Source organism: Nautilia sp. (assembly GCF_053994455.1).
This window is the reverse complement of record NZ_JBMYAU010000073.1, coordinates 1-10,470: the sequence shown is the minus strand read 5'-3', so window position 1 is coordinate 10,470 and position 10,470 is coordinate 1. Positions and strand designations below refer to the sequence as shown.

Sequence of the window (10,470 nt, the reverse complement as noted above, 5' to 3'; positions counted from 1 at the left end):
AGGTGTTCTCAATAAAGAAAAAGTCGTTAAAACCTCTACGGCTAAAAAGATAATCAAATATACAACATCAAGCAAAAAAGATTACGGCAAAGAATTCATTGATGCCGTTTTCAAAGTCAAAGAACTTAAAAAAGAACTAAAACAGGAAAAAGAAAAAAATCAAATTTTAAAAACAAAAATCAAAGGTTTAGAAGATGAAAATGCAAAACTTAAAATTGAAAGGGATTATGAGGAAATGGAAAATAAATCGAATAAAAATAATAAATCTGAAAAAAACGAAAAAATTGAAATAAACAAAGCATTAAAGCAAAAATCTAAAAAAGTATTACAAAAATCAATTTAATTTTAAGGAATAGTTTAATAAAAGTTATTTTTAAATTTAGTTATAATTCTTTAACTGTCTTTGTGGGGGAAACAAAATGCAAGAAATTTTAAAAAGACTTGAAATAATAAAAAACGCTATTGAAATAGAAGATGAGGAATTAATAGAATTTCAAATCCAGAAACTAAAAAAGCTTGAATTGGACGAAAAAATTTCTTCATTTATAAACAGACTGCAAAATTACGATTACAGCGTAATATACGAAATAAAACAATATCTTCAAAATGCCCATTCTTTAATAAAATACGAAGATATAGAAATAAATGCTTTAAAATTAGAACTTAAACAATTAGAAAAACTCTTTCAGACTCTATATGAAGAAAAAATTCAGTATCTAAATAAATTAGAAGATTTTAACAGACTATATCACATTAAACTCGGGGAAATTGTAGAAAAAATCGTTCAGCTTCAAAAGAAAATAGCATATTACAAAAACAAAGAAAAAATAGAAAAATTCAAACAATCTCAACAAAAACAAGAAGAAATAAATCAAACCATCAATGAAATAGATGAAACCATAGAAGAATTGGACGAAATTTTGCAAAATCTGGATGAAAACGACGAAAACTATGAAGAAATTTACCAAACATACGAAGAACTGAAACAAACAAAAGAAAATCTAAAAAAAGAAAAAGAAAAACAAGAAAAAATAGAAGAAGAAATCAAAGAGGACGAAGACTTCAAAGAATACGAAGAAGCCGAAAAAATATACGAAGAATTTTACGAAGAATACGAAGAAATAAAAGAAAGTATAAAAAATGAAACCAAGCTTACAGATGAAGAAAAATCCCTTCTAAAAACCCTTTATAAAAAAGCCGTAAAACTGTGCCATCCAGATTTGGTAAGTGAAGAATTAAAAGAAAAAGCCACTAAGTTAATGCAGGAACTCAACGATGCCAATGCAAACAAAGATATTCAAAAAGTCAAAGAAATTTTACATTATTTGGAAACGGGAGAAGCTTTTCAATTAACAAGCGACACGGCAGATGACAAAAAAATTCTTAAAAAGAAAATACAAGAACTCAAAGAAAAAATAAAATCTTTAAAAGAAGAACTTGAAGATATCAAACAAAACGACTCTTTCGGACTAACGGAAATATATGATTTAGATGAATTTATAGAAAGTTTCAAAGATGAATTAATTGAAAAATATGAACGTTTAAGCGAAGAATTGGAAAAACTAAAAAATTCTGAAAGAATCAAAAAAACAAAAGAAACCATTAAAGATGATTATCGGTATATGGAGTTTTAAATGATATATATATTGTTTATTATAGGTTCTTTTATCTTAAAAATGATAATTGATTATTTTTCAACACCTAAAAGTAGCCCTGATGATATCATTCAATTAATTCGGAAAATAAAAACATCAACAAAACAAAATGAATCAAATTTCAAAGAAGAAAATAAAATCTTCAGTAATAAATCAACTTTTCAGCATCAAAACACCGCCCTTAAACAAAAAGGCGACCAATACGAAAAATACATAGGCAAAATTTTGAACAAAAAAACGGACTTATAAGGGGATATGAAGACAAGGGAGTGGATTTGATATACATAAACCCAAACGAAGTGCATTTAAACTGGACTAAAAAAGTACTAAAAGAAGATCACCTAAAAGTTATATACGATAAACTCTTAAATTATAATTTTGACTATAAAAACTTATCACCACAGGAAATTCAAAAATATCTGCAAAATTACAAACCAATAGAGGAAATTGAATATTATATAAATTTAAATCCTAAAATAATCAGAAAAACTCTATACATAGCATCGGATAAAGTGGTGGATTTGAGAGTAGGAAAACACCTCAAACTAATAAAACCGAATATTTTCAAATATAAAGACCTAAAAATCGTGTTAAAGGACATATCATGAAAATAACCCCTCAAAAACAACAAAACGCCCTCACCAAAGCCAAAAATCTGCTAAACATTACTCAGAAAATTTTAAATAAAGATGTGATAAAACATACTGATTTTCGGTTATATATAAATATCGGACATACTGGAATAATAAATTCGGTAGCAGTAACGTCTGACGGAAGGTATATTGTTTCGGAGAATGATAATTACACAGTTAAACTATGGGATATAAACATTGGAAAATTAATCATAACTTTTGAAGGACATGAAAGTGATGTCAATTCAGTAGCCGTAACGCCTGACGGAAAATATATTGTTTCCGGAAGCTGGGATAATACAGTTAAACTTTGGGATGTAAAAACCAGGAAGTTAATCAAAACTTTTAAAGGGCATAAAGATAGCGTAGATTCGGTAACAATAACACCTGACGGGAAATATATTGTTTCGGGAAGCTGGGATGAAACGGTTAAACTCTGGGATATAGACACCGGAGAATTAATCAGAACTTTTGAGGGGCATAGTGGCAGTGTATATTCAGTAGCCGTAACGCTTGACGGAGGGTATATTGTTTCAGAAACTGGTAATTGTACAATCCTTTGGGATATAAAAAGCGGGGAAATAATAAGAACTTTTGAATTAGAAGAGGAAATATATGATATATATTTAGTAATCGTAAAGCCTGACGGGAAATATATTATTTCGAGAAGCTGGGATGAAACGGTTGAACTCTGGGATATAGACACCGGAGAGATAGTCAGAACTTTTGAAGGACATGAGAGTGGTGTAAATTCGGTAGCAGTAACGTCTGACGGAAAATATATTGTTTCGGGAAGTGATGATGGCACAGTTAAACTCTGGGATATAACCACAGGAGAGTTAATTAGAACTTTTGAAGGACATAGTAGCAGTATAAATTCAGTAGCAATAACTCCTGACGGAAAATATATTATTTCGGGAAGCCGGGATAAAACGGTTAAACTCTGGGATATAAAAAGCGAGAAATGTTTAGCAACTTATGTGGCTTTTGATAACGGCGGATGGGTTGTTTTTGATGAGAAATATTATAACTGCAACGAAGAAGGATTTAGGTATGTGAATTTTTATGACGGCAATAAATTGATTCCAAAAACCCACCCGATATACAAACAAAGAAGAAAAGAAAAATTTACGCTAAAAGGATTATAATGAGATGGAATATAGAAGAAGTTGAAAAAAATTTAAAAATAGCTTTTGAAAAAAATTCTGAAAGACATTTATTAAATACATTAAAAGATAATTCGTTTTTGTTTTATGGACTGTATTCAAGAAAATTTGGAATTCAACCAATTTTTAGAGAAATATCATTTGGTGGTGAATTAAGATGTGATTATGCCTGGCTTAATGATAATTCTGATGGTCCTGAATGGGTTTTGGTTGAGATTGAAAAACCTAAAATGAAGTTATTTACAAAAAATAACAAACCGTCATCAGAATTAAACGCTGCAATCGAGCAAGTTAAAACATGGGATAAATATTTTGATGAAAATCCTAATGAAAAAAATCGAATTTTTGGCATAGTAGCAAAATTTAGATATATATTAATTGCCGGTTCAAGAAAAGATTGGTCAAGTAATTATGCTAAAAAATGGAGAATATATCATAATAAAAAATCTGATATAGAAATCAGAAGCACTGATGTTTTCTTTGATGCATTAGAACATTTAAAAAAACATGAAGAAGAGTTTTGGAGTTTTAAAGAACATCCTAAAACAAAGACTCAATCAGAATTAAAAACATATTTAGATAATTTATCATATTTAAATTATTTTAGAAAAATTTAAATTTTTTTAAAGGAATTCTAATGCTATTAAAAACATCATTGTTATTCGAACTACCCGTATATAGAATTAGCAAACAAAAATATTATGATGAATATAAAAAATATAACCAAAAAATAAAAGATGAAATAGATTATAATGAAGATTTGCCAATAAATATATTTGGAGGAGTATGGGAATATAATGAAATTATTGGATTTCTTAAATTCTATATGTCAGGAGGCAGACAAATAAGGGTTGAATATCATGAAACCGCTCAAAAACGAAAAAGAAAAACAAGAAAAAAACTTTTTATTTATAAAACAGACAGGTTTTGCACAAGAGATATATACTTTAACGCTACAAATGAGCAAATAATTGAAATTATTAAAAATTGTATCAAAAATTGCAAAGACAAATTAAAAAACAGATATGTAAAAACTGATTTTTTTGATGATATTTATCAATATATAAATTGGCAAAAACTTATAGAAAATTTAGAAAATTTACATAAAAATGTTAAAAAAAAGGAGACATTATGCCTAATTATGTTATAGAATCCAGAAAAGCATTTCAAACACAATATTTAAAAGTGAAATTAAAAGATAATTCAAAATTAGAAAAAGTTAAAATATTACTATCTAATTTGCAATCTGTTAAAAAAGCAAATATAACTAAAAACAAGCGGCCAGATATTACAGTTTATCCATCTGAATTTTATTCATTAAAAGAAACAGAAGATGAAATAAGGATACAGCTCGATAGTATTTTTGAAACAAAGACTTTAGACCCATTTTTTGAAAAAGAAAAATTTTCATCAATAAGTGATAAAGCTTATAATGATATCATTAATGAAATTAATATTTTTGGTTTAAATTTGGAAAAATACAAAAATCTATATTCAAAATTTAATGAAGAAGGCTTTAGAGATTTCTTTTTACCTCACTTAAATTCTATTTCAAAAAGTTATACAGCAACAGGAGAAACTTTTAACAAAAAAGGTAAAACCGATATATTAGTTCAAGACAAAGAAGGTAACAATGTTTTTATTGCAGAATGTAAAATTTGGTATGGAGAGCAAGAACTGTTAAAAGCAATAGATCAACTTTTAGAAAGATATGTAACTTGGAGAGATGATAAAACTGCTTTAATAATTTTTAACAAACACAACAAAAACTTTACTCAACTTTTAATAACCGCAAAAGAAGCTGTAAAAAAACATCCTCAATTTGATTCAATAGTTCAAGAAAGCAAAAAAACTTTTTCGTATATTTTTAAAAATATTGACGACCCACAAAAAAAGATTTATTTAGAATTAATGATTTTTAATTGTATTTAAATAAAATTGTCAGTTAAATTGTCAGTAAAAATCCGCCAAAAACGACTTACACTTACCTCGTTGATTTTTGAAAGATACCGAATTTACGGAGTTTTCGAAGTAATGGCGGAGAGGGCGGGATTCGAACCCGCGGAGGCCTTGCGACCTCAACGGCTTTCAAGGCCGCCGGTTTCAACCACTCACCCACCTCTCCACAGCGAACTCAAACGTTTGAGTTTTAAGAGGATGGTGCCCGGGGCCGGACTCGAACCGGCACGGGAAAAGCTCCCGAGGGATTTTAAGTCCCTTGCGTCTACCAATTCCGCCACCCGGGCGAATAAAAATACAACTTTTATAAAATCCAACTGGAGGCGCCACCCGGATTCGAACCGGGGATCAGGGCTTTGCAGGCCCCTGCCTTAGCCACTTGGCTATGGCGCCAGACACAGTTAAATTCAAAGCTTTGAATTTAATGGAGCGGGCTACGGGATTCGAACCCGCGGCCTCCACCTTGGCAAGGTGGCGCTCTAGCCAGCTGAGCTAAGCCCGCAAGTGATGGATTGAAATTATATAAAAATTAAAAAAAAAATGCAACATTTTTAATGAAAATAAAGAAAAATTTAAGAAAAAGAGGGATTAGATTTTAGGTCCCGCCTTTTCGAACTCTTTGCCTTCGGGAACGTCTTCGTATCTTTTGAAGTTTTCGACGAACATACTTGCAAGTTTTTTAAGCTGTGCGTCGTAAGCGTCTTTGTCTTCCCATGTGTTTCTCGGGTTTAAAACTTCCGTATTCACCCCGGGCAGTTCTTTGGGGATTTGAAGTTCAAACACCGGCAGTGTTTCGAATTGGGCGTCATTGATGCTTCCGTCAAGAATTGCATTGATACAAGCCCTTGTGTCTTTAATACTCATTCTGTGTCCCACACCGTACGGTCCGCCCGTCCATCCTGTGTTTACGAGATATACGTTAACTTCGTGTTTGTCTATTTTTTCACCTAAAAGTTTTGCGTAAACCGTAGGATGAAGCGGTAGGAAAGGTTCTCCGAAGCATGCGCTGAATGTTGCAACCGGTTCGGTAATTCCTCTTTCGGTCCCTGCAACTTTGGCCGTATATCCGCTTAGGAAATAATACATCGCCTGCTCTTTTGTAAGTTTGCTTACAGGCGGTAGTACTCCGAAAGCGTCGGCGCTAAGGAATATAATGTTTTTAGGGTGTCCTCCCTGAAGAGTGCATTCATGGTTTTCAATATGCTCAATCGGATACGAAACCCTCGTATTTTCCGTTTTACTTCCGTCTGTATAGTCAACTTCGCCGTTTTCTTTTATTACGACGTTTTCAAGAAGAGCGCCTCTTTTAATCGCGCCGTAAATTTCAGGTTCGCTTTCTTTGTCGAGATTGATGACTTTTGCATAACATCCGCCTTCGAAGTTAAACACGCCTTTGTCATCCCATCCGTGTTCGTCGTCGCCTATGAGTTTTCTTTTCGGATCCGTCGAGAGAGTGGTTTTTCCTGTTCCGGAAAGTCCGAAAAACAGCGCCACATCGCCTTTTTCCCCTACATTCGCCGAGCAGTGCATAGAAAGTTTGCCTTCAAGCGGCAACCAGTAGTTCATCATGGTAAAAATACCTTTTTTCATTTCGCCGCCGTACATAGTACCGCTCATTACGGCCGTGTTTTCTTCTATGTTAAATGCTACGAAAATATCGCTGTTCAGTCCTTCTTCTTTCCACTCCGGGTATCTCGCCTTTCCGGCAACCAAGAAAGTAAAGTCGGGCTTGAAGTTTTTAAGTTCCTCTTCAGTCGGCAATATAAACATATTCATAACAAAATGTGCCTGCCATGCTATCGGTGTTACGAATCTTATTCCTCTTCTGCTCTCCTTAGATGCACCTACAAAAACGTCAATAACATATAATTCTTCTTTTTCGGACAATTCTTTTTTTGTAAAGCTTTCTAATTTTTTAAAAGTTTCAAGTGAGATAGGCTGGTTTATATCCCCCCATGCGATATACTGTTCGCTCGGGGTCTGTTTTACAAAATATTTGTCTTTCGGGCTTCTGCCGGTAAATTCCCCTGTATCCACCGCGGTAGCGCCGCTTGCGGTAATTTCAACTTCGCCTTTTTTCAACGTGTCTTCAATGATTTTTTCATAGTCGGGATTATGAATTACTCTGTTTGCCTTGATTCCGATTTTGTCTAATTCCTTAATCATATAATTCTCCTAAATAAGTGTGGTTATACGGAATAAAATTATATCAAAAAAATATCGTTATTTTTTTAATTTATAAAAAGCTGCAAATGAGATTACAGCCGCTAAAATGAGATAAAACGCCGGTGCGTTTAAATTCCCCGTTTTATGAATCAGCATAGTCGCCAGCATAGGTGTGGTTCCCCCCCCCCCTATTAACGCTGTCGTATTGTTATAACCTACAGCCATCCCCGTATATCTGTATTTAATGGGAAAAATTGAAGCCATCAATGCGGGAAGATGCCCCTGAATGAATCCGGAGAAAACGGCAAAAACCAATTCAGCGGCGAGTACCAGTGTAAAGCTTTTTTGCTGTGACAAAACCAGAAGCGGATATGAAAGCACCCATATGCTTAAAGTCGCCGCCATTAAAACGGTTTTTGTGCCGTACCTGTCGGAAATTATTCCCGCAACAGGAATGGTTACCAATACGACGACCATTACAAGGTCGGTTATTAAAAGAGCATTGTGAACAGGAGGATTTATTATTTTTTCAAGATATGTCGGCATCCACACGAACAGCATATACGAGCTGACCGTTGCCACGCATATAATTGCGAAGAGCTGTATTGTTTCGTAAGGCATTGTTTTTAAAAGATCCCTCAGTTTTGTTATCAATTCCTTGTTTTTTCTGTATTGAAAGTATTCTTCGGATTCCATCAAATGCTCTCTTAACCAAACACCTACGGCAAAAATAAAAATACCTATTATAAAGGGTATTCTCCAGCCCATTCCCTCATCTGCTGCTGTGAAAGCAGAGAATTCAGCACTGTTACCACCGTTGATCCGAACAGAAGGCCGCCTATGGCGCTAAAAAGAGTAAAGCTTCGAAAAATCCTTTTTTGTTTTTTGGCGCTATTTCTACAAGATAAGAGGTTGAACCGATAAGTTTCCCTCCGACGGATATACCCTGTACTATTCTTAGCAAAACAAGTATAAGAGCCGCAAAAACGCCTATGTTCTGGTAAGTAGGCATAAACCTTATTATAACTGTGGGAATAGCCATTAAAAGTATGGAAACCCTTAACGCTGTTATTCTGCCTTTGTTGTCTCCTATGTATCCGAAAATGATCCCTCCTAACGGGCGGAACAGGTAACCGGTCGCAAAAACGCCGAAAGTAAGTATGATTCCCACTATTTTATCTTCTTCCGGAAAAAAAAGTTTGCTCAAAACGGGGGTTAAAAAACTGAAAACCGCAAAATCGTACCATTCCAACACATTTCCGAAAATGCCGCCCAAGACATTTTTAATCAGTTTAAAATCAGTTGTTTTTTGCATTTATTATTAAAAACATCCTAAAATGTAATACTTTGAATTTAAAATTTATTAAAAGGCGAGAAAATTAGACTTGCAGGTATATAGAAGAATTAAAAAAGAAGGGAAAAATCAGAGGTCTGTTTCAACCCCTGTTTTTTTAAGAGTGAATTCTACGAATTTGTAACATACGATTATTAAAATCGGCCACATAAAGAATAGAATCAATCCCCATGTCGTGTTAATGTTCTGTGCTTCCGGAGTAATACCGTTTGGCAACAGTTTCTCGGAAGCGAAAAGAAAACTTCCAAGAAATAATGTTATTAATGCTAAAAACTTTCTCATATCCGCTCCTTAATATGCATGGTCGTCTGTTAAGATTTCTTCTTTTGTAATAGGACCTTGTTTTTTCATTTGATACCAAACATACATAATGTAACCTAAAACAAAAGGAACAGCAACACTAACCCATGCCATAACCATTAGTGTGTATTTTGAACCTGAACTGTTTTGAATAGTCAAGCTGCTTTGTAAATCAGCATAACTTGGATAAAACGCAGTACCGTTAAGACCTGCGAGTGTAAATACGATAATACCTATTAATACGGTTCCAAGACCTGCCGCCCAGATACCTTTTCTTGAATTTCCGAATCCGCTTTGGAACACACCTAAAACGAAAAGTACAACACCAACCAAAAATACGATTAGCTGAATCGCACCGAATGCCAATAGATTCTGAAGATATTTACCTGCAACCAAAGAAACGGTACCTTTAGGATCGTGAATATCGTATGCGTAACCTTTCATGGTAATTAATCCGTAAAGAACGATTACCAAAGCCACAAGCAATACGATAAAGCATCTTTTTACAACTGCTCTTAATCTTGCGACGACTTCAGCAAAGTCGTTTTCATCCAAATCGTTAATCAGCCAAAGAGCACCTAAAATTCTTGCAACGGCAAATACCAAAACACCCATTGCAAGGTTGAACCATGCACCGTGTCCGAAATCGATTGCCGCTTCCAAACCTCTTAGGTTGAATCCGTTAGCGGCAGTACCCCATTCGAGAACTCTTGTCGCAGGATCATAACTGAAGTTTGAACCTGTAAAGAAAGTACCGACTGCGGCACCGATTAAAACGATACCTACAACACCGTTGAAATATAGGAAAAATTTATATGCGCCTTTACCGATAAGGTTACCCGTTCTGTTCATATATTCGTATGATACCGCCTGAAGTACGAATGCGAAAAGAATAAGCATCCACACCCAGTACGCACCACCGAAAGATACGGAGTAAAATAGCGGGAATGCCGCATATAGTGCACCACCGAACATTACCAACGTTGTAAATGTAAGTTCCCACTTTCTACCAAGAGAGTTTAAAATACCTCTTTCTTCCGTTTCATTTTGTGCAACATGGAATAATGTTTGTCCACCTTGAACAAATGTCATAAATAAGAATAATCCTCCGAGAACCGCAACAATTATCCACCAATAAACCTGTAGATAAAAATGTGTTGCGTCCACTGTAATTGGTGCCCAAGTCATTAGTGCGCTCCTTTTGGTCCGTTTTTAACGACCGTAAATAGGATTTTAAG

General features: G+C 34.1%; 13 protein-coding genes and 4 tRNA genes. 8 read left to right on the top strand and 9 right to left on the bottom strand.

Annotated elements, in window-relative coordinates:
* The 8 genes from ACXJIE_RS05500 to ACXJIE_RS05465 form a co-directional block, all read left to right on the top strand.
* The coding region (locus tag ACXJIE_RS05500; protein ID WP_456479965.1) for a hypothetical protein at positions 1-343 on the top strand (343 nt) is incomplete at its 5' end.
* Between the two features lie 76 nt (positions 344-419).
* Positions 420-1,634, top strand: a complete 1,215-nt coding sequence (locus tag ACXJIE_RS05495; protein ID WP_456479964.1) for a hypothetical protein — start codon at positions 420-422, stop codon at positions 1,632-1,634.
* A complete protein-coding gene (locus tag ACXJIE_RS05490) occupies positions 1,635-1,904 on the top strand; it encodes a hypothetical protein (RefSeq protein ID WP_456479963.1) in 270 nt (89 codons plus the stop codon).
* Positions 1,905-1,930: 26 nt separating this feature from the next.
* Positions 1,931-2,263, top strand: a complete 333-nt coding sequence (locus ACXJIE_RS05485; protein WP_456479962.1) for a hypothetical protein — start codon at positions 1,931-1,933, stop codon at positions 2,261-2,263.
* Positions 2,260-3,435 (top strand): WD40 repeat domain-containing protein, encoded by a 1,176-nt coding sequence (locus ACXJIE_RS05480; RefSeq protein WP_456479961.1) that lies wholly within the window; start codon positions 2,260-2,262, stop codon positions 3,433-3,435. Before ACXJIE_RS05485 ends, ACXJIE_RS05480 begins: the two co-directional genes overlap by 4 nt.
* On the top strand, positions 3,435-4,070 hold the full coding sequence (locus ACXJIE_RS05475; protein WP_456479960.1) for a Shedu anti-phage system protein SduA domain-containing protein: 636 nt from the start codon (positions 3,435-3,437) through the stop codon (positions 4,068-4,070). The genes ACXJIE_RS05480 and ACXJIE_RS05475 overlap by 1 nt, the downstream gene beginning before the upstream one ends.
* 20 nt (positions 4,071-4,090) lie before the next feature.
* On the top strand, positions 4,091-4,603 hold the full coding sequence (locus ACXJIE_RS05470) for a hypothetical protein (RefSeq protein WP_456479959.1): 513 nt from the start codon (positions 4,091-4,093) through the stop codon (positions 4,601-4,603).
* Positions 4,585-5,385 (top strand): hypothetical protein, encoded by an 801-nt coding sequence (locus ACXJIE_RS05465; protein ID WP_456479958.1) that lies wholly within the window; start codon positions 4,585-4,587, stop codon positions 5,383-5,385. Before ACXJIE_RS05470 ends, ACXJIE_RS05465 begins: the two co-directional genes overlap by 19 nt.
* 103 nt (positions 5,386-5,488) lie before the next feature.
* On the opposite strand, the gene ACXJIE_RS05460 is transcribed toward ACXJIE_RS05465, so the two are convergent.
* From ACXJIE_RS05460 to ACXJIE_RS05420, 9 genes are all read right to left on the bottom strand, one after another.
* Positions 5,489-5,578 (bottom strand) — tRNA-Ser (locus ACXJIE_RS05460).
* 33 nt (positions 5,579-5,611) lie between these two features.
* Positions 5,612-5,699 (bottom strand) — tRNA-Leu (locus ACXJIE_RS05455).
* 31 nt (positions 5,700-5,730) lie between these two features.
* Positions 5,731-5,805, bottom strand: a tRNA-Cys gene (locus tag ACXJIE_RS05450).
* Positions 5,806-5,837: 32 nt separating this feature from the next.
* Positions 5,838-5,914 (bottom strand) — tRNA-Gly (locus tag ACXJIE_RS05445).
* 86 nt (positions 5,915-6,000) lie between these two features.
* Positions 6,001-7,578, bottom strand: a complete 1,578-nt coding sequence (gene pckA, locus ACXJIE_RS05440; protein ID WP_456479957.1) for a phosphoenolpyruvate carboxykinase (ATP) — start codon at positions 7,576-7,578, stop codon at positions 6,001-6,003.
* Between the two features lie 57 nt (positions 7,579-7,635).
* A complete protein-coding gene (locus tag ACXJIE_RS05435; RefSeq protein WP_456479956.1) occupies positions 7,636-8,346 on the bottom strand; it encodes an MFS transporter in 711 nt (236 codons plus the stop codon).
* A gap of 70 nt (positions 8,347-8,416) precedes the next feature.
* Entirely contained in the window at positions 8,417-8,893 is a 477-nt protein-coding gene (locus ACXJIE_RS05430; protein ID WP_456479955.1) for an MFS transporter, read from the bottom strand.
* A gap of 108 nt (positions 8,894-9,001) precedes the next feature.
* The gene (locus tag ACXJIE_RS05425; protein ID WP_456479954.1) at positions 9,002-9,214 is read right to left on the bottom strand and encodes a hypothetical protein; all 213 of its coding nucleotides are present in this window, start codon (positions 9,212-9,214) and stop codon (positions 9,002-9,004) included.
* Positions 9,215-9,223: 9 nt separating this feature from the next.
* On the bottom strand, positions 9,224-10,420 hold the full coding sequence (locus ACXJIE_RS05420) for a cytochrome d ubiquinol oxidase subunit II (RefSeq protein WP_456479953.1): 1,197 nt from the start codon (positions 10,418-10,420) through the stop codon (positions 9,224-9,226).
* Positions 10,421-10,470 lie beyond the last annotated feature (50 nt).

Excerpts from the sequence above, each read along its gene's own strand:
- ACXJIE_RS05465 (WP_456479958.1), top strand. The coding sequence starts at position 4,585 with ATGCCTAATTATGTTATAGAATCCAGAAAAGCATTTCAAACACAATAT.
- ACXJIE_RS05475 (WP_456479960.1), top strand. The coding sequence starts at position 3,435 with ATGAGATGGAATATAGAAGAAGTTGAAAAAAATTTAAAAATAGCTTTT.
- ACXJIE_RS05470 (WP_456479959.1), top strand. The coding sequence starts at position 4,091 with ATGCTATTAAAAACATCATTGTTATTCGAACTACCCGTATATAGAATT.
- pckA (WP_456479957.1), bottom strand. The coding sequence starts at position 7,578 with ATGATTAAGGAATTAGACAAAATCGGAATCAAGGCAAACAGAGTAATT.
- ACXJIE_RS05495 (WP_456479964.1), top strand. The coding sequence starts at position 420 with ATGCAAGAAATTTTAAAAAGACTTGAAATAATAAAAAACGCTATTGAA.
- ACXJIE_RS05420 (WP_456479953.1), bottom strand. The coding sequence starts at position 10,420 with ATGACTTGGGCACCAATTACAGTGGACGCAACACATTTTTATCTACAG.
- ACXJIE_RS05435 (WP_456479956.1), bottom strand. The coding sequence starts at position 8,346 with ATGGGCTGGAGAATACCCTTTATAATAGGTATTTTTATTTTTGCCGTA.
- ACXJIE_RS05430 (WP_456479955.1), bottom strand. The coding sequence starts at position 8,893 with ATGCAAAAAACAACTGATTTTAAACTGATTAAAAATGTCTTGGGCGGC.
- ACXJIE_RS05425 (WP_456479954.1), bottom strand. The coding sequence starts at position 9,214 with ATGAGAAAGTTTTTAGCATTAATAACATTATTTCTTGGAAGTTTTCTT.
- ACXJIE_RS05490 (WP_456479963.1), top strand. The coding sequence starts at position 1,635 with ATGATATATATATTGTTTATTATAGGTTCTTTTATCTTAAAAATGATA.
- ACXJIE_RS05480 (WP_456479961.1), top strand. The coding sequence starts at position 2,260 with ATGAAAATAACCCCTCAAAAACAACAAAACGCCCTCACCAAAGCCAAA.